The organism is Streptomyces xanthophaeus, assembly GCF_030440515.1.
Lineage (GTDB): Bacteria > Actinomycetota > Actinomycetes > Streptomycetales > Streptomycetaceae > Streptomyces > Streptomyces kutzneri.
In genome coordinates, this window is sequence record NZ_CP076543.1 from 7789950 (window position 1) to 7806191 (window position 16242).

At 72.3% G+C, this 16242-nt stretch carries 24 protein-coding genes; 14 read left to right on the forward strand and 10 right to left on the reverse strand.

From position 1 onward, the window contains the following. Window positions 1-210: 210 nt before the first annotated feature. Together KO717_RS35080 and KO717_RS35085 are read left to right on the forward strand one after the other, a co-directional pair. Entirely contained in the window at window positions 211-363 is a 153-nt protein-coding gene (locus KO717_RS35080) for a hypothetical protein (protein WP_301373673.1), read from the forward strand. A gap of 198 nt (window positions 364-561) precedes the next feature. Then, window positions 562-1185: an ABC transporter permease gene (locus KO717_RS35085; protein ID WP_301373674.1), complete on the forward strand. Its 624-nt coding sequence runs from the start codon at window positions 562-564 to the stop codon at window positions 1183-1185. Between the two features lie 19 nt (window positions 1186-1204). Here the strand turns inward: KO717_RS35085 and KO717_RS35090 are convergent, their stop codons facing one another. Both KO717_RS35090 and KO717_RS35095 read right to left on the reverse strand, forming a co-directional pair. Next, window positions 1205-1810 carry a hypothetical protein gene (locus KO717_RS35090; RefSeq protein ID WP_301373675.1) on the reverse strand — a complete coding sequence of 202 codons (606 nt, stop codon included), beginning with the start codon at window positions 1808-1810 and terminating at the stop codon, window positions 1205-1207. A gap of 234 nt (window positions 1811-2044) precedes the next feature. Then, complete coding sequence (locus KO717_RS35095) at window positions 2045-3301, reverse strand: DUF6348 family protein (protein ID WP_301373676.1); 1257 nt, start codon at window positions 3299-3301, stop codon at window positions 2045-2047. Between the two features lie 189 nt (window positions 3302-3490). Between KO717_RS35095 and KO717_RS35100 the strand changes: the two genes are divergently transcribed. The 7 genes from KO717_RS35100 to KO717_RS35130 all read left to right on the forward strand — a co-directional run bounded on the left by KO717_RS35100 (window position 3491) and on the right by KO717_RS35130 (window position 7915). Beyond that, the gene (locus KO717_RS35100) at window positions 3491-3781 is read left to right on the forward strand and encodes a hypothetical protein (RefSeq protein ID WP_301373679.1); all 291 of its coding nucleotides are present in this window, start codon (window positions 3491-3493) and stop codon (window positions 3779-3781) included. Continuing rightward, window positions 3774-4070 carry a hypothetical protein gene (locus KO717_RS35105; protein WP_301373681.1) on the forward strand — a complete coding sequence of 99 codons (297 nt, stop codon included), beginning with the start codon at window positions 3774-3776 and terminating at the stop codon, window positions 4068-4070. The genes KO717_RS35100 and KO717_RS35105 overlap by 8 nt, the downstream gene beginning before the upstream one ends. A 235-nt stretch (window positions 4071-4305) precedes the next feature. Then, a complete protein-coding gene (locus KO717_RS35110) occupies window positions 4306-4626 on the forward strand; it encodes a hypothetical protein (RefSeq protein ID WP_301373682.1) in 321 nt (106 codons plus the stop codon). Between the two features lie 139 nt (window positions 4627-4765). Further along, on the forward strand, window positions 4766-5434 hold the full coding sequence (locus KO717_RS35115; RefSeq protein WP_301373684.1) for a helix-turn-helix domain-containing protein: 669 nt from the start codon (window positions 4766-4768) through the stop codon (window positions 5432-5434). Further along, window positions 5431-6792: an MFS transporter gene (locus tag KO717_RS35120; protein WP_301373686.1), complete on the forward strand. Its 1362-nt coding sequence runs from the start codon at window positions 5431-5433 to the stop codon at window positions 6790-6792. Before KO717_RS35115 ends, KO717_RS35120 begins: the two co-directional genes overlap by 4 nt. Before the next feature lie 30 nt (window positions 6793-6822). Next, the gene (locus tag KO717_RS35125) at window positions 6823-6951 is read left to right on the forward strand and encodes a hypothetical protein (RefSeq protein WP_301373688.1); all 129 of its coding nucleotides are present in this window, start codon (window positions 6823-6825) and stop codon (window positions 6949-6951) included. 1 nt (window position 6952) lies between these two features. Next, window positions 6953-7915 carry a nucleoside hydrolase gene (locus KO717_RS35130; protein WP_301373689.1) on the forward strand — a complete coding sequence of 321 codons (963 nt, stop codon included), beginning with the start codon at window positions 6953-6955 and terminating at the stop codon, window positions 7913-7915. A gap of 36 nt (window positions 7916-7951) precedes the next feature. Here KO717_RS35130 and KO717_RS35135 read toward each other — a convergent pair whose 3' ends face one another. Beyond that, entirely contained in the window at window positions 7952-8998 is a 1047-nt protein-coding gene (locus KO717_RS35135; protein WP_301373691.1) for a hypothetical protein, read from the reverse strand. 98 nt (window positions 8999-9096) lie between these two features. Next, window positions 9097-9447, reverse strand: a complete 351-nt coding sequence (locus KO717_RS35140; protein WP_301373693.1) for a hypothetical protein — start codon at window positions 9445-9447, stop codon at window positions 9097-9099. Window positions 9448-9523: 76 nt separating this feature from the next. On the opposite strand from KO717_RS35140, the gene KO717_RS35145 reads away from it, so the two are divergent. Together KO717_RS35145 and KO717_RS35150 are read left to right on the forward strand one after the other, a co-directional pair. Continuing rightward, the gene (locus tag KO717_RS35145; RefSeq protein WP_301373694.1) at window positions 9524-10297 is read left to right on the forward strand and encodes an SDR family NAD(P)-dependent oxidoreductase; all 774 of its coding nucleotides are present in this window, start codon (window positions 9524-9526) and stop codon (window positions 10295-10297) included. 27 nt (window positions 10298-10324) lie between these two features. Next, on the forward strand, window positions 10325-10696 hold the full coding sequence (locus KO717_RS35150) for a MerR family transcriptional regulator (RefSeq protein ID WP_301373696.1): 372 nt from the start codon (window positions 10325-10327) through the stop codon (window positions 10694-10696). Between the two features lie 87 nt (window positions 10697-10783). On the opposite strand, the gene KO717_RS35155 is transcribed toward KO717_RS35150, so the two are convergent. Continuing rightward, window positions 10784-11155 (reverse strand): hypothetical protein, encoded by a 372-nt coding sequence (locus tag KO717_RS35155; RefSeq protein ID WP_301373698.1) that lies wholly within the window; start codon window positions 11153-11155, stop codon window positions 10784-10786. A 197-nt stretch (window positions 11156-11352) separates the two neighbouring features. On the opposite strand from KO717_RS35155, the gene KO717_RS35160 reads away from it, so the two are divergent. Together KO717_RS35160 and KO717_RS35165 are read left to right on the forward strand one after the other, a co-directional pair. Continuing rightward, window positions 11353-11625, forward strand: a complete 273-nt coding sequence (locus KO717_RS35160) for a hypothetical protein (RefSeq protein ID WP_301373699.1) — start codon at window positions 11353-11355, stop codon at window positions 11623-11625. Continuing rightward, window positions 11600-11872: a hypothetical protein gene (locus tag KO717_RS35165; RefSeq protein WP_301373701.1), complete on the forward strand. Its 273-nt coding sequence runs from the start codon at window positions 11600-11602 to the stop codon at window positions 11870-11872. Before KO717_RS35160 ends, KO717_RS35165 begins: the two co-directional genes overlap by 26 nt. Window positions 11873-11879: 7 nt before the next feature. Here the strand turns inward: KO717_RS35165 and KO717_RS35170 are convergent, their stop codons facing one another. Continuing rightward, a complete protein-coding gene (locus tag KO717_RS35170; protein WP_301373702.1) occupies window positions 11880-12215 on the reverse strand; it encodes a hypothetical protein in 336 nt (111 codons plus the stop codon). Window positions 12216-12481: 266 nt separating this feature from the next. Continuing rightward, complete coding sequence (locus tag KO717_RS35175) at window positions 12482-13144, reverse strand: deoxynucleoside kinase (protein ID WP_301373704.1); 663 nt, start codon at window positions 13142-13144, stop codon at window positions 12482-12484. Between the two features lie 519 nt (window positions 13145-13663). Here KO717_RS35175 and KO717_RS35180 point away from each other — a divergent pair. After that, complete coding sequence (locus KO717_RS35180) at window positions 13664-14191, forward strand: GNAT family N-acetyltransferase (RefSeq protein ID WP_301373705.1); 528 nt, start codon at window positions 13664-13666, stop codon at window positions 14189-14191. 156 nt (window positions 14192-14347) lie between these two features. On the opposite strand, the gene KO717_RS35185 is transcribed toward KO717_RS35180, so the two are convergent. From KO717_RS35185 to KO717_RS35195, 3 genes are all read right to left on the reverse strand, one after another. Then, entirely contained in the window at window positions 14348-14539 is a 192-nt protein-coding gene (locus KO717_RS35185; RefSeq protein WP_301373706.1) for a hypothetical protein, read from the reverse strand. A gap of 186 nt (window positions 14540-14725) precedes the next feature. After that, the gene (locus KO717_RS35190; protein WP_301373707.1) at window positions 14726-15634 is read right to left on the reverse strand and encodes an Imm49 family immunity protein; all 909 of its coding nucleotides are present in this window, start codon (window positions 15632-15634) and stop codon (window positions 14726-14728) included. 124 nt (window positions 15635-15758) lie between these two features. Next, complete coding sequence (locus KO717_RS35195; protein WP_301373708.1) at window positions 15759-16193, reverse strand: hypothetical protein; 435 nt, start codon at window positions 16191-16193, stop codon at window positions 15759-15761. Window positions 16194-16242: the final 49 nt, after the last annotated feature.

Here is a 16242-nt window from a genome sequence, read left to right on the forward strand (position 1 = left end):
ACCGACGCCGGGGTGCGGGGCTCCCTCCGGGGGCCGTCGTCCTGCTCGCGCTCTTCGCCCGGGTCGAACGCCGCCGACCGGACGCCCTGATCCCGCCCAGGCTGTTCGTGACCGGCCGGGTCGCCGCGGGCAATGTGCTGATGGCGCTGCTGGGTTCCGTATGGATCGCCCTGCCCGCCGGCCACCGGGGCGGGCCAACTCCCGCCGGCCGTGGCGAACATGCTCGGAGCGGTCGCGGCACCCCGTATCGCGGGCCGCATCGGTGCCACGGCGCCCCTCACCGCGGGCCTGCTCGCCGTGGACGGCGTACCCCGGCAGGACGCGGGACCGGCCGGCGGACTGGCCCGCGCACCCGCCCCCTGATCCGGCACCCGACGGCCCGGCCCGCGGGAGCGCCGGACGGAGGTCCCGCGCCGACGGCCGCTCGCTCAGCGGCCGGTCGCTCGCCGGTCCGCCGAACCTCTCCTTCCACGCCGCCCGTCGCCGTGCAGCGCTTCCCACCCGCAGGTCCGCCCAGTCCGCCCACCCGTCGGCCCACCGCCCCAGATGGAGGTCTCCACCTTGTCCGGCCCCGCAACCGTTTCGCCGCCCGCCGCCCATGCCCACCCCACCGGTCGCCCGCGCGAGGTCGACAACCGCGCGGCGTACCTCAGCTTCGGACTCGCCTACGTAGTCGGCCACGGCGCCGCCGCAGCTTCCGAGGGCGCAGCCCCCTTGATCGGCCTCCCCGACTGGCTGCCCATGACGCTCCTCGGAGGCGGGCTCGTGGCCGGCATCGCCTTGACCACCACCGCCGCCCTGCGGGCGCAACGAGGGGCCACCCCACCGGAGATCCTGTCCGGCAAGCTGCTCGGCACCGCCTGGATCGCCGCCTTCACCGCCCTGTTCCTCGCCGTCACCGGCCTCACATCCGTGCTCGACCAGCCGGAACTCCAGTCCGTCCTCTGGCCCACCGGCTCCGGTCTGATCGTCGGTCTGCTCTACCTCGCCGAAGGCGCCGTACGCCGCAACCTGCTGCACTACGGCCTCGGCATCTGGCTCGCCCTGACCTCCACGGCGGCACTCCGGCTCACGGCCCCCGGCCTCTACTGGGTCCTCGCCGTTGCGGGTGGCGGGGCCTACGCCCTCGCCGCAGCCCTTGAACACCGTCGGCTCCACTCCCTGTCGGGCCACCCCCGCGCCTGACGGCCGGCTTCTTGGCCCGTCAGGGCCGCAAGCCGGCCCGCCTGAGTGCGATCTCGGAGAGGTCGGCGATGACTTGCCGGTCCCCGCGCCGCCAAGCGTCGGCGAGACCGCCCGGAGGCGTGGGGAGCGCCGTGAGGTCGCCCAGCCGGCCGGTGAGGGCGCGCAGGGCGAGCAGGTCGGCGCCTCCCGGTGCGTCGAGGAGGCGCCGCATGGTGATGCTGCGCCGGATCCAGCGCAGGCGTGCGGGGACCCACAGCAGCAGTACGACGGCCACCGGGACGACGATCAGGGCCAGTGCGGTCAGGTTGGCCACCTGGCTGACGGCGTCCTGGAGCGACTGTCCGGCGTCGGCGATTCCCGTACTGGCGTCGGCAGCGGACCGGAGCGGCTTCTTCAGGAGGTCGCCGACGAACGGCACGTTCGAGGCCGCGTCGCCGGCGTTGCCGAGTTCGGTGGCGAGGCTGTCGCCCGAGCTTTCCACCCTCCGGCCCGGCTCGGCCAGCAACATGATGGCTTCGTGGACGGCCAGGGCGAACCTCACGGCGGCGGCAATCAGGATCACCGCGATCAGGTCCGCGAGGATCTGGCGGTTCCGACGTGCTGGAGTCTGTGCGTAGAGGCGCATCGGCGGGCTCCCGTTCGGGTCGGACGTCGAGGACCGGCCCCGCCGGGTGAGGCTCGGCCGCTCGGTCGACCGTACGCCGGACTCGGCCTTCGCACCGGTCTCCGTGGACGAACGTCCGCGACGCGGCGTCTGGTCGGCGCACGCACGCGTCGAGCGGGACGGGCCGAGCGGGACGGCGTCCCGCACGCCCTCCGCCGGGCATCACGGGGCACCGAGTGCGCACCTGGCGGATGGTCAGGAGCGGGCCGGCCTGGGGTCGCGGTCGCCGAGTACGAACTCGGCCGGCCAGCTCTCGCGCAGGATCCGGGCCAGCAGCGGGTGCTCGGAGTCGAGCACCTCGCCGGCCCGGATCGAGCCGTCCGCCGCTTCCCGCTGCCCGCCGAGGAGGACGGGTGCCCGGAGCAGCTCCTCGCCCCACGGATCGATGGCGTTGTCGAACAGGCCCTCGAAGCGGTGACCTTCCAAGGAACCGTCGTGCACCCGGCGGGTGTAGTCCTCGATCACCTCGGCGGCCAGGCGCACCCAGGCCAGGTGAACCACGGTGCGGCCGTCGTCGAGGCGGATCGGCAGCCGGACCTTGAGGAAGTTGCCGACACCTCGGGCGACCATCACCGCGCCGGTGTCGGCGGTGACCCGCTCCGCCCGCTCGGCCGGGGAGAGTTCGCCGATCAGGTGGGGGAGGGGGTGGGCGAAGCCGGGACGCTCCGGGTCCAAGGTGCCGCCGCAGTCGCACCCGCACCCGCCGGCCCCGTGGCCGTGCCCCTCCTCGCCGGAGCCGACGGGCAGCAGCAGGGTGAAGGACCGGGCGACGGTGAAGACGGTCGGCTCGGGCAGGCCGAGCGCGGCCAGCGCGGCGGAGGCAGCCTCGTGCCGCTCGCCGTTGACCCGGACCTCGGCCTCCACGGCGCCCGGGGCACCGCCGTAGAAGACCCGCACACCGTTGAACCAGGGCGACTCCAGGTCGGCCGTGAAGGTGTCTGCGATCTCGCGGAGTACGTCCGCCTCCGCCAGCGCGTTCTGCAGACGGAGGTTCTCCCCGTCGGAGAGCCCGTAGGCCAGCACGCCCGAGGTGATGGACCGCCACCCCGGCACGCCGTGCTCGTCGTCGGGCCCCCGGTGGTCGGCGAGCTCCTCACGCCCGTGGAGCAGCTCGAGCATGCAGGCGCCGGCGGAGCGGGCCCAGAGGCCGGCCGCGTCGCGCGCGGTGGTGACCACCACCACGCATTCCGTGAAGCAGGGCACGTCGGGCTGGACGCTCACGTCCGGGAAGGCGATCAGGTCGTAGTGCCGGTCGTCCCCGTGCCCGGCCGGTCCGACAGCGACGGCCCAACCCTGCGGGCTGAGGAGTGAGTTGCCCTTGAGCTCGGCGCCCGCTGTACAGCCGGGGGCGACCTCCTCCAAGGCGTCGCGGACCAGGGCGAGGAGGTCGAGATCGGGCAGTCGGCCCGCGCTGGGCTCGGTGCGGCGCAGGTGGCGGCGTATCCAGGACATGCGGAGGATCATATGGAGGAGGTGCCGGTGCACCACATGCATTCCCGTTCTCAGGGTGTGGTGCTCGCGCCGTGGCGGCGGCCGCGCCGTCGGTGACCGGGATCTGCCGGGAGGCCCCGATCCGGCCCGGGCGGTCGACCGTGAGGGTGCCGGCAGGGCAGACTCTCAGCAGAAGGAAAGGGGCGGGCGATGACCGCACAGCCGATTCACCGGCACGAGCCGGAGCGAGTTCCGCGCAATGCGAGGGGCATCGCCGACGCGCTGACGCCGGAAGCCGCGAAGGAGTTCTACGTCGAACTCCTGGCCGCCCAGCCGGAAGAGGCGAAGGGCGTACTGCTGCGCTGGTGGGGACGCGCGGTGCTCGAATCCGATCCGGGCCGGCAGCGACGGGTCGAGGCCGCACTCGCGGGGACGACTCCGACGATCGCCGTGCAGGACATGCTCGACCGGCGACGGGCGGCGGGACTGCCCGTTGAGTGAGCCCTTCGACGACGGATCCGAGGGCTTGCCGTGCGTGCTGTCCGAGGACGTCACCGCCTTCATGATCGACCCTGCGCTGCCGCCCTGGGCGATGGGCCCGATCGTGGCCGCGATGGTCGAGATCGGCGAGACCCGGGGACTCGCCGCCGGCAGCACGGCGGCGGAAGACTGGCCGGAGTTGCGACTGCTGCCGCTCGGTGAGGACGGGGGGCTGGGCATCGTCGAGTACGTGATCGCCAAGGAGACGGTCCCACCACAGGTGATCGTGACCCGCATCCTGCTGTACTGAAGACCCGCGAAGGGCCCGGCCGACGATGCGCCGGTACGCACGAACTACGACGGGACATGCGGTCCCCGCTGCCGCACGGGAACCGGCCGGGCGCAGCAGTCCGAACCGCGCGGCCGCCCTGCCGGCTGCGCCGTACGGATGGACTCGGGCCGTACGGCGGCCGGTACGGGGCCTTGCCGCGCAGAGCGGCCTACCTTCGCACTGCTCGACCACCCCTCCACGAAAGGCAGTACCCGTGCGATCGATCCGTTGCGCCCTGACCGCTCTCGCCGCCGGTGGCATCCTCCTGGCGGGCGCGTCCGCCGCCTCCGCCGACGACTTCACCATCTACGCACCGGTCAGCAACACGTACTCGATCGTCTTCGGTGACCTGAGCCAGGTGGCCGGTGACGACGTCTTCAACGCCGGCCGCGACAACACGGTGGGCTCCCACAACGGCACGGCGCCGGCCGGTGACGTCGGCATGGCGGCCATCCCCGGGACCCAGATCCTGAGCAACGAGGCCCTGATGCAGCGTGCCGCCGGTCAGTGGACGGGCAACATCACCGGCAAGTAGCGCCCCGCCGCCACCCCTTGAGGGGGTGGCGGACCTTTTCGTCCGCCGGGCGTCTGCGCATGCGGTCGAGCAGTCAATTCCCCAAATAAGTTCTGCAAAAATACTTTTGGAAAGCTTCCGAGGGTCATAGCCTCCCTGCATGGTCAGCGAAGAACAGAGACGCGTACTCGATCCTGAGCGGGACTCCGCAGCCCTGAAGGCCCTCACGCACCCGTTGCGCATCCGGCTGCTCGGGCTGCTGCGGCAGGACGGCCCGGCCACCGCGAGCGAGCTCGGGGCCAGGACCGGGGAGTCGTCCGCTTCCACCAGCTATCACCTGCGCGTGCTGGCGAAGTACGCGTTCGTCGCCGAGGCCGAACACCGGGACGGCCGGGAGCGGCGGTGGCAGGCCGTGCACTCCGTGACCGCCTGGAGCAACAGGTCGATGGAATCCTCACCGGGCAGCCGCGCCTTGCTCAGCCTCTCGCGCAGGGCCCAGATCGAGCACCTGGAGGCCTCTCTCGTCCGGCACGAGGCCGATATCGCCGACGGACGGCTGCCGCCGGAGTGGGCGGAACCCTCCGGCATCAGCGACTTGATGCCCCGTCTGACGCCCGAATCGCTCACCGAACTCCGCGAGGTGTTCGCCCGGAAGCTCGGGGAACTGACCGCGCGTGATGCAGGAGATCCTCGCGCGGCGCAGGTCGTACTCCTCACGGCAGGACTGCCCCTCGCGCCACGCGACCCCGCCGCAGAGCCGGACGACCCGGGCCCGACGGCGACGGCGACGGCGGCAGCGACGGCGACGGACGCCGGGAACGCGTCATGACCGGGTCGCTGGACACGGCCACCGCACGCCGCCGCTACATCACGGTCTGCGCGCTCTTCTGGCTGCCGCTGGGCCTGAGCCTCGCCCCCCTGATCCTGCTGCTCACCGAGCGCGGCCTGACCACGGCGACGATCGCGGGCCTGTTCGCCGCGCACTCGCTGACGGCCGCAGCACTGGAACTGCCCACCGGAGGACTGGCCGACGTCCTGGGACGCCGCGCCGTCCTGATCGGCGCCGGCCTACTGAACCTGACCGCCCTGGTCCTCGTAGGCCTGGGCTCCGCTCCCTGGCTGCTCGCCCTGGGCATGGTGCTGATGGGTGCGGGCCGTGCCCTGTCCAGCGGGCCGGCCGAAGCCTGGTACGTCGACGCCGTCCACGCGGACGCAGGGCCCGGCGCCGATCTGCGCCCCGGCCTGGCGGGCGGCTCCTCCGCAACCTCCGCCGCGCTCGCCGCGGGAACCCTGCTCGGCGGCGCCCTTCCCTGGCTGCTCGGAGTCGGCCCGGACCTCGGCGCCCGGCTGCGCGAAGCCTCCTCCGGACTGGTACTGCCCCTGTCCGTCCCGCTGTTGCTGGGCACCGCGGTCGAGATCGCCTTCGTGCTGTACGTCGTGACCGCGCTGCCCGAGCCGCCCCGGCCGCCGGCCGCCCTGCGCGACGTACTCCGAGGCATCCCGGCCACCGTCGCGGGCGGACTGCGGCTGGGTGGCCGGGACACGCTGGTCCGCCGGGTGTTCCTCAGCGCGGGTGCGGCCGGCAGCGCGCTGGTGACGATCGAACTGCTCATGCCGGGACGCGCCGCGGCCGTCACCGGCGCGCCGGAGTCGGGGGCGGTGCTCTTCGCCGTACTGGCCTGCGCCGGATTCATCTGCTCCGGCTTCGGCAGCCACCTCGCGCCGCTGACCGCCCGACTCGCGGGCAGCGGCGAACGTGCGGTCATGGTCAGCCTCGGTGCCGGAGCGAGCGGGCTGCTTCTGCTCGCCGCCACCGCGGCGTCCACCGGAGCGGGCGCCCTGGCGCTCTCGGTGACCGGCTACGGCCTGCTCTACCTCGGACTCGGTGCGGCGGGACCCAGTCAGAACGACATCCTGCACCGCCGCGTCACCAGTGGGGGCCGGGCCACCGCGCTGTCCGTCCAGTCCCTCGCCCTGCAACTGGTGGGAGCACTCACCGGCCTGGTCGTCGGGGTCCTCCGGCCAGGCCCGGTGCCCTGGCTGCTGGGAGGCACCGTACTGCTGGCGGGATCTCTCCTGTGGGTTCGACGCAGCGGTCTCGCAGCATCGGTTCCGGAGGCGGCGAAGCCTCAGCCACCCGCGGGTTCCCCCTCCGTGCCCGCAGAACCTGTGCCCTTCGAGATCTGACCCCCTCAGGCCGGTCCGAGGGCGCGAGGGGTGTCCCGCTCCCCGTCCGGCGGGCACGCGGTCGACCGGCCGACCGCGCGCGGTCCGGGCGAGGCGGTGTGGTCAGGGCACCGGCCCGGCGGCACACTGGAGTTCCACGCCCCGCAGCGCCAGGAGTGACGTGCCCGTCCCGATCATCATCGACTGCGATCCCGGCCATGACGACGCCCTCGCGATCATGCTGGCCGCCGGAGACCCGGCGGTGGACCTGCTGGCCGTCACCACGGTCGCGGGCAACCAGACCCTCGACAAGACCACGCTCAACGCCCGCCGGGTCTGCACGGTCGCCGGGATCACGGACGTCCCCATCGCGGCCGGTTGCGACCGGCCGCTCGTCCAGCCGCTCAGTGTGGCCGCCGACGTGCACGGGGCCACCGGACTGGACGGGCCGATGTTCCCGCCGCCCACGGTGGACGTGGTCCCGGAGCACGCCGTGGACCTCATCCACCGGCTGCTGGCCGGGCATCCCGAGCCCGTCACCCTCGTCCCGACCGCGCCGCTGACCAACATCGCCCTGCTGCTGACGCGGTACCCGCAGGACGCCTCCCGCATCCGCGAGATCGTCCTGATGGGCGGTTCGACGGAGCGCGGCAACCGGACCCCGGCCGCCGAGTTCAACATCCTCACCGACCCGGAGGCCGCCGACATCGTCTTCCGCTCGGGGGTGCCGGTCACCATGTGCGGGCTCAACGTCACGCACCAGGCACTGGCCACCCCCGAAGTGGTGACCCGATTCGTGGCCCTGGGCACGCCCCTCGGGCGGACCTGCGCCGACCTGCTGACCTTCTTCGGGTCCACGTACCGCGAGCTGTGGGGGTTCCCCAGCCCACCCCTGCACGACCCCGTGGCGGTGGCCCGGGTCATCGATCCCGGGCTGGTGCACTGCGTGGACGCCCACGTCGCCGTGGAACTGCACGGCCGGTACACGCGCGGCGCCACCGTCGTGGACCTGCACCGCTCCATGGGCGTCCCGGACAACGCGCGCGTGGCCGTGACGCTGGAGACCGGCCGGTTCTGGGACCGCATGCTCGCCGCCGTCGCGGCTCTCGGCGGCCCGCCGGCCCAGGGGCCGGCACCCTCCTGACCGCGGACGGACTCCCGCCCGCCGCCGTCGTGCCGGTCAGCGCGGCAGACGGGCCGAGTCCAGCAGGGCGTGCAGCCGGTCGGCCGGCAGCCCGGGGTTGGCCGCCGCTCCTTCGGCCGTTGCCGGGTCCTGGAGCAGGGTCTCCACGATGCCCCGGGAGAGGAGCGGGTTGGCGGCGGCCGCCCGGCGGACGTGCTCGTCCGGGTCCGTCAGCAGTTCCACGGGGGCCCGCCCGGTCGGGTCGGCGGCCGCGAGCGCCCGTACCTCCGGGTCCTCGTGCCCGAGCAGGTGGGCCAGGCCGGTCCGCGGCAACCGGGACTGCATGAGCAGATGAGGGCGTTGCCGGGGGCGGGCGACGAAGGCCGCGAGGACGATCGCGGCCGGGGCCAGGGGGTGCCAGGAGGCCAGCCGGTGACGTACGTCCTCGTCCGGGTCCTCCGCCAGCCGGCGCACCAGGTCGGCGGGCAGCGTCGCGCACTTCGCGGCCGCCCGGCGCAGCATCACCTCATCGGACACCGCGCACGCCCGGTACCAGTCCAGGTCCGGCTCGTCGTACGGCTCCAGGACCAGACAGCTGCAGTCGTACGCGTCCTCGCCCATCTCGTGGTCGACGGCCGCGCACTGTGCCCGGCTACGGGGGAGCGGCTGTACCCGGGCCCGGGTACGTACCCGTTCGTCGGGGTCCTCGGCGAGCTCCGCCCACAGCGCGGCATCGAGGTCGGCCCGGCCGGCGACGCGTTCGCGGACCCTGGGGTCGGCGTCACGGGCGAGCCGGGCACATGCGTCGCGGGGTGTGTACGGGTTGCCGGCGAGGGCCCACCGGCACTCCGGATCGGCCAGGGACGCCTCGACGACGGCATCCGACAGCGCGTAGTTGACGAGGATCGACCACCGGTGGTGGCAGGCATGCTCGGGAAGTTCCGCCTCCATGGCCGCGGGGTCCTCCGTCCGCGCGCTGCGTCCGGCGGACGCCCGGACGTCCGGATCGGGGTCGGTCAGCAGGGCCATTCGCTGCTCGGAGGAGAGCCAGGACCACGGCTGCGACGCGTAGATCCGCAGTGCGGGTCGTTCGTGCCTGAGCATCCTGTGCCGGAAGGAAGCGGGTATCTGGTACGAGGCCACGAGTTCGGACGCGATCTCGCCGGCCGTGAACAGCCCGGAGGCTCCGGCTTCCTCGGCCGTCAGCAGGAATATGAGGGCGTCGTCGGGCAGCGGTCGGGGTTGCCGCAGGCGCGGGCGGGGTCCACCGGCGACACTCGCGCGGACGAGGCAGTGGGGGTCATCGACCAGACGGGCGCGCTGGGCCGGTGGGACGTGGGGTTGCGGGCGAAGGGCCGGCGCACCTTGTGGTCCGGGTGCGCGATCGCCGCGTCCATGACCTCCTGGGGAAGCGGGCGCATCTCGCACAGGATCCGCCGGGCCTCCCCGGCGGCCGGGTCCAGCAGCCGCAGCAGGACGCCGGCCGGGGCTCCCGTGTTGGCCGCGACCCCGCGCAACCACAGATCGGTGAGGGCAGAGGGCGAAGAGGGCATCCGGCCATCATGTCAGCTGCCGTGGGGCGTCGGCCGACCGGCAGTTTGACCTTGCCACTGGCGGCAAGGTTGAACGATGACGGGCATGGACAGCAACGCCGAACGGCAGCACAACAGGATCGTCGTCGTCACCGGGGCCGGCACCGGGATCGGCCGGGCCACCGCTCGCGCCTTCGCAGCCGAGGGTGCCCACGTCATCGCGGTCGGACGCCGGGCCGAACCGCTCGGCGAGACCGCCGCGGCCGACCGGGCCCGGATCAGCCCCCTGGCCGCCGACATCACGGGCGAGGGCGAGCCCGAGCGGATCGTCAGGAGGGTGCTGGAGACGCACGGCCGGTTGGACGTGCTGGTCAACAACGCGGGCATCGTACGCAGCGGCGCCCTCGGCGCGCTCACGACCGAAATGATCGCGCCTCAGATCGCCACCAACCTGGTCGCGCCCATCCTGCTGGCGCAAGCCGCACTGCCCGCCCTGGAGACCACGGGGGGCGTGATCGTCAACGTCAGCACCTCGGTGGGCCAGCGGGCCTGGCCGGGCAGTTCGGTCTACGCGGCGACCAAGACCGCTCTGGAGCTGCTGACCCGGAGCTGGGCGGTGGAGCTGGCGCCCCGGGGGATACGGGTGGTCGCGGTCGCCCCCGGGGCGGTCGACACCCCGATCGGCGAGCATCAGGGCCTGGCACCGGAGCAGATGGCGGCGGTGCGCACCTGGCAGCTGGCGCACACCCCGATGGGCCGGATCGGCCGACCGGAGGAGGTCGCCTGGGCGATCACCCGGCTCGCGGCACCCGGGGCGTCGTTCGTCACCGGAGTGGTACTCCCGGTCGACGGCGGGGCTGTGGTGGCGTGATAGGAGTGGCCACCGGAGGTGGCAGAGGTGCGGACAGGCGAGTTGGCGAAGGTGACCGGGACGACGGCCCGTGCGGTGCGGCACTACGAACAGGCGGGGCTGATCTCTTCGGAGCGGGCGGCCAACGGCTACCGGGTCTACGACGAACGGGCGGCGGTGCGCGTGCGCAACATCCGCTACCTGCTGGCCGCCGGGCTCACGCTGGAAGACGTACGGGTGTTCGCCCCGTGTCTGGACGGAAACGTAGCGGCGGCAGAGCCTTCGGCCACAGGTCTGCGCGTCGCGGTGGAACGGCTCGCGGTCCTCGACGAACGCATCGCTGCCCAGACCGAGGCCCGCGACCGACTGGCCGCGGCGCTGCGGCAGGTGTCCGGTGACCTCGTCCGGCCGGTGTCCTGACGGATCGAAGGGAACGGCACGACACGACGAGGGGTACGGCGACCCGGGGTACGACGACCAGGGACGGGCCTGCCAAGCCCCTTTCGTTCAGCCGAGGTTGAGAGTGCGGGCCACGAACGCCGGCGTCAGCCGAGCCGCACCCGGCTCTCCGGCGCTCGCGGCTCCGGGAGGCGAGGCGTGCTCCTCGACCGCGGGCCGTTCGACCGCGAAGAGGGGGTCGGCTCCGGCCGGTTCGTAGAACCTGACCAGCTTCATGGCCGCCTCGACGGAGGCCTGCTGCTGTCCCTCGTGCCGGTGGCACGGGCCGCCCCCCGTCGCGATCACGCACGGCTTGCCCTTGGTGTTCGGTACCCGGCACCGCACCACCGGATCATGCGTGTGGCACAGACCCGACGGTCGCGCGTCGACCCGGCACCGTTCGCCCTTCTTCGTCGCCGCACGGCACTGATTCGTGATCATGACCGTCAAGGCTACTCGGCATGCGCCGGCTCCTCGCCAAGGGCCCCGGTCGTCCGGGGGCGGGGCACCGCGGACCTGGGCCGGTGAGGTGAACCTGTACGTCGGATGGCGGCGGGGCGGGTGGCAGCAGTGGCAGCCAGCTGGGGCGGGCCCGAGGCTCGTCTCCGGGGACGACCACGAGGAAGGGACAGCAGTCCATGCAGCATGCCGAAGAAGAGAGCGTCGCCGCACGCCCGATCGGTACGGTGGACCGGCATCGGAGCCGAGCAGAACACGTGCGGACCGCCATCAGGCGGACCAATCTGCTCCCGGCATTCCTGGTGCTCACGGTCATGATGGTGGCCCTGTGGCTGACGGGTATGCCGTTCCTCCAGGCCCTGACGATTTCCACCGCGGTGAAGATCGCGATGGTTCTGCTCGAACTCCGTCGGCTGCCCGGCCCCGGTGATCCGACCGGGCCGTCGGCCTGAGGAATCGCCTGCCGGCGGTGCGGGAGCCGCTGCTGCGGCGTTCGCCGCCGGCGGGCAGTGGCACCGGACGTTCCCCACTGCCCTCGACGCGCTCACCCACCACGGCACCCTGACGCCACCGGTCCGGGAGGCCCTCACGGCACTGCGGGCCGCGGACCGCCGGTTCTCGGAGTTCGACGACTACCGGGCCGTCCTCCAGGACGAGGAGATCCGCGCACGGATCGGCAGGTTGCTCGCCCAGCCGTAGTCGATTCCTAGGCGGACCTGCGGCGCAGAGCCCGGCGGACCAGGTACAGGACGACGAGCAGCACGATGACGACGACCACGACGATCAAGAGCTTCTTGAACAGCCCGCTCTTCTTCTTCTTGGTCTTCTTGCCCTTCTTGCTCCCCGTGGTGGCCTTGACCTGGGACGACGTCGGTGCGTGGACACCAGTTGCCACGCCGGCGCCGACGCGCAGGCCACTGTGCGCAAGCGCTGCGGCGGCAGGAGCCTGCCGGACCGCCGGAGCGGCCGCCGAGGCGGTTGCCGCCGGACCCAGCAGCAGCCCTGCGAGCACGAAGAGCGGGATGAGTGCCGCTGCGGCCATCGGGCGCTTCTTCGGATTGCTGTTCGTTGTCACTGTTTCCCCTGTTCTCCCCTGCCCCGGCCGGGCCCGGTGGGATCCGGAAGGCCGTGGCTTGGAAGCATCGTCGACGAGTTCGACCGCCCGGGCAAGGACCTGGAGGCAGCGGGCGTGCTCACCCCGTACATGCGCCCGCCGCCGCCGAGGGCCGCCGCCCGCCCCGCCGGCCCGCCCGGCCACGGTCTCCGGGCCGCAGCGACCCTGGCCGGCAGGATCAGGAACCGGGGGGCTCAGACCCGGTGCGCGACCTTCGCCAGGGCGTCCTTGACTTCCTGCACCACGCGGGCCGCGTCCTCGGGGTTGTTCACCACGTCCGTGTGGTTCATGTCGATGACGAGGACATCGCTGGCCGAGTAGTGCTTGTGCACCCAGTCGTCGTAGCCGGACCACAGCGTCCGGTAGTACTCGACGAGGCTCTCGTCCTGTTCGAAACCGCGGCCCCGCAGCCCGATACGGTGCAGCACCGTCTCGAAGTCCGCCTTGAGGTAGACCATGAGGTCGGGCGCCTTGCGATACGGGAGGCCGTCGATCTCGCGCATCATCTCGCCCAGCAGCCCCTCGTACACCTGCATCTCGAGGGAGCTGATCCGGCCCAGGTCGTGATTGACCTTGGCGAAGTACCAGTCCTCGTAGATGGACCGGTCGAGGACGTTGTCCCCCTGCTTGTACGCCTCCTTGATCGAGGCGAACCGGGTCTGCAGGAAGTAGAGCTGCAGCAGGAAGGGGTAGCGCTTCGCCTGGATCTCTTCGGGGCTCGCCGTGTAGAAGAGCGGAAGGATCGGGTTGTCTTCCACGCTCTCGTAGAAGACGTCGCTGCCCAGCTCCTTGGCGAGCAGCTCGGCCACACTCGTCTTGCCGATGCCGATCATGCCTCCGACGCAGATCACTGGCATACCTCACTTCTCCCTGGGGGTCTTCTGTTCGTGGGCGGGTGGGCTGGGCGCCCCACACCACTGAGACGCACGCCGGCGCTCACGCGATTCCCCGGGATCTTCATGATCAGCGTCATGTGGTCGCCGTCCGGACCAAGGCCCTGACTCAGGCTGCTCTCCTCGACCGGTCGGCCTGACCGTTCCGCAGCCGCCGCGCAGAGCGACGAGCCGCAGCCCGACGGCCGTCTTGAATCTTAAATGATGATCAGCTCCCTCCTGTCCAGGGTGCCGGAGCTCTCCACGGCCCGGGCCCCCTCCGGAGCTCCTTCTAGGGGCGCCTATAGTTAGGGCAGCCTAACTTCAGGGCCGCACGAGCGCTCTCCGCCCTCGCCGGTCCTTGCCGACCGAGCAGAAACGGAACCTGTATGAGACCCGAGTCCACTCCCCTCGTCCCCCCCGCGCGCGGATGTTCTGACCGAGACCGTCGAAGGCTTCGGCACGGTCCGTTTCACCCCGGTCGACCCCGTCGCGGACTCCGCCGTGCTGCACGCCTGGGTCGTCGAGGAGCGGGCGCGCTTCTGGGGCATGAACGGCGTCAGCCGGGAACTGGTCCAGGAGATCTACGAGGACGTGGACCGCCGCGACACGCACCACGCGTTCATGGTCCGGCTGGACGACGAGCCCGTGGCGCTCTTCCAGACGTACGAGCCCACCGAGGACCGGGTCAGCGACTGCTACGCGGTGCGGGAGGGTGACATCGGCGTCCATCTGATGCTGGCCCCGGTGACCGGCCGGCCCCGGCCCGGATTCAGCAGGACCCTGATCGGGTCGCTCATCCGGTTCACGTTCCGCGACCCGGCCGTCCTGCGCGCGGTGGCCGAGCCCGACGCCTCCAACGACAAGGCGCTCGCCCTGCTGAACCGGCTCGGCTTCGTCCGGGAGGGCGAGATCACCCTCCCGGAGATCGACCTGCCCGAGGTGTACCTCCCGGAGAAGCGGGCCGTGCTCGCATTCCTCGACCGCCCCGCCGTCCTCCCGGCCGCCGTGGCTGCCGTCAGCCAAGCCTGACGGCTATCCCGCAGACGATCTGCAGGCCCCCTCGCAGGGTTGGCCGTGGATCCGGCGAGGGCGGGGCTGCGCACCCGGGCGCTGCCCCGCCCGGGTCGGACGACAGGCCCGCACCGGAGTGCCGGCCGGGAGGACCTGGGACCGACGGGCCGGGGATCAATGGCCGGAAGGCTCGCGGTCCGACTCGCGCGCCGCGCCCGCCACGAACCGGCTCAGCCGGTAGGTGCTCCGATCCGCAGGGCGCGCACACAGCGTGTCGATCCGGACGAGCGCTTCGTCGGTCCCCGCCTCCCGAAGACGGCGCAGATACGCGCGCAGCTCCGCCTGGTCCCTTGTCTCAAGGACCACTTCCCACTGTCCTGCGTCCGGCGCAGTGCGAGCGGCCAGCCGCTGCCTCCCGGCCTCTTGACGCCGCTTCCGCTTCCCCTGTCCTGGCATCGGCCCAGAATCGCCGACCGACGCCGGCCCGACAAGTGATGGCGCCGGGCACCAGGACACACTCGGTGATCGTTCGGCAGACACGCCCCAGCAGTCCTACTGGCCCGGGGCGCGCAGCAGGCCCGTCGGCAGGTAACCGGAGCGCACGTTCAGCTCCCAGCCGTGTGCCTGTACGGCGAGGGCCGCCAGGGCGACGGCCGTGACCGGCAGCAGCGTCCGCGGCGCGGCATCCGGACCGGCGCCGTCGCGGTGTTCCAGGAGACGGCCGGCCAGGGCCTGTTCGAACGCGGGCCGGTCGTCGTCGAGGAGTACGCGCAGCAGCCGCTGGTCGGGGGTCGGTGTGCCCGCCTCGTCGAGCCGCGCGGCGGCCGCGGCGCGCTCCTCCGCGTCCGGTTTACGCAGGGGCGGCACCCCGGACGCGACCCAAGGTGACCTGGGCTTCTCGACCAGGTGGAGGTAGGCGCAGAGCGCATCCATCTCGGCGAGCTCGGCAGGCTCGGAGACCGAGCTCAGCGACGAGTACGGAAGTCCGGCGTGGAACATCGGAGCGTAGTCCGTCTTCAGCAGAGGACCGATCACCTTGGCCGGTTCCCGGACCAGTCCGGTGATCACGCTCAGCGCGAAGGTGTCCACCCAGACCCGCGCCGTGGGAGCCTGGTCGACCGCGTCGCCGAAGGCGAAGTCCTCGCTGCTGAGCTCCTCGTCGATGAGGGGGAAGAAGATCTCGAAGTCCCCGCCCGGGCATGTGCCGAGCGTCAGAACACCGAGCGCGCACTCCGCCGCCGTCCGCAGGGCCAGCCGGCCGGCCGCGCCCTCCAGCTGCGGATCCTGGTGGGTGAGGGCGCCGACGTGGTCGAGGAGCTCGTCGCCCATCTCCTGTATCCCCTTGATGGACAGGCTGTCGTAGCGCAGGCTGTGCCAGCGGCCGAAGGTCCGGCTGCGGATGCCCTCCAGCGCCCGACTCGTCCGGTCCTCACCGACCTCGTGACGCGTTACTTCCCGCATGGCTGCCGTCCTCCCCGTCGGACGAGGGCGGCAGAGGTCCTGCCGCCCGCGTCGTCGATCTTGAAGGAGCAATCTTCTCCGATGCGGCGGCCTGCTGTGCGCGGCCGGCTGCGGAGGTGAACTCCTATGCGACCCAGCAGTAGACGCCCTGGCCCTGACGACGGGCACCCCTGACAAGCGCCGCCAGGTCGCCCACGATCGAGTCGGCGGTCTCCGCGTCGATGATCTCGCCTTCCTCCGCCCGGAGTTGAACCCACGAGGCGGCGACGTCACGCAGCCCGGACAGTGCGGCGTCCGCGAGTGCGACGGACAGGCCGGGCGAAATGGCGAAGACGACACATCCGCCGTCGTCCAGGCCGGCGACGATACGCGGCTCGCCGGCTTCGACGAGTTCCTCGAAGCCGGCGCCGGTGAGAAGGCATTCCCACTCGACGACGGCCTCCTCCGGGTCGAAGCCGCCGAAGGAGAGCGACTCGCATGCCCGTCCCGGGCCGGTCTGCAGGACCAGAGCTGCCGTGGTGTCGTCCGGTGCCACGAAGAACTTGACGATGATGCTCACCCGGGCATCATGCCTGACCGGCCGAACCCATGAACGGCCGGAAGAACCG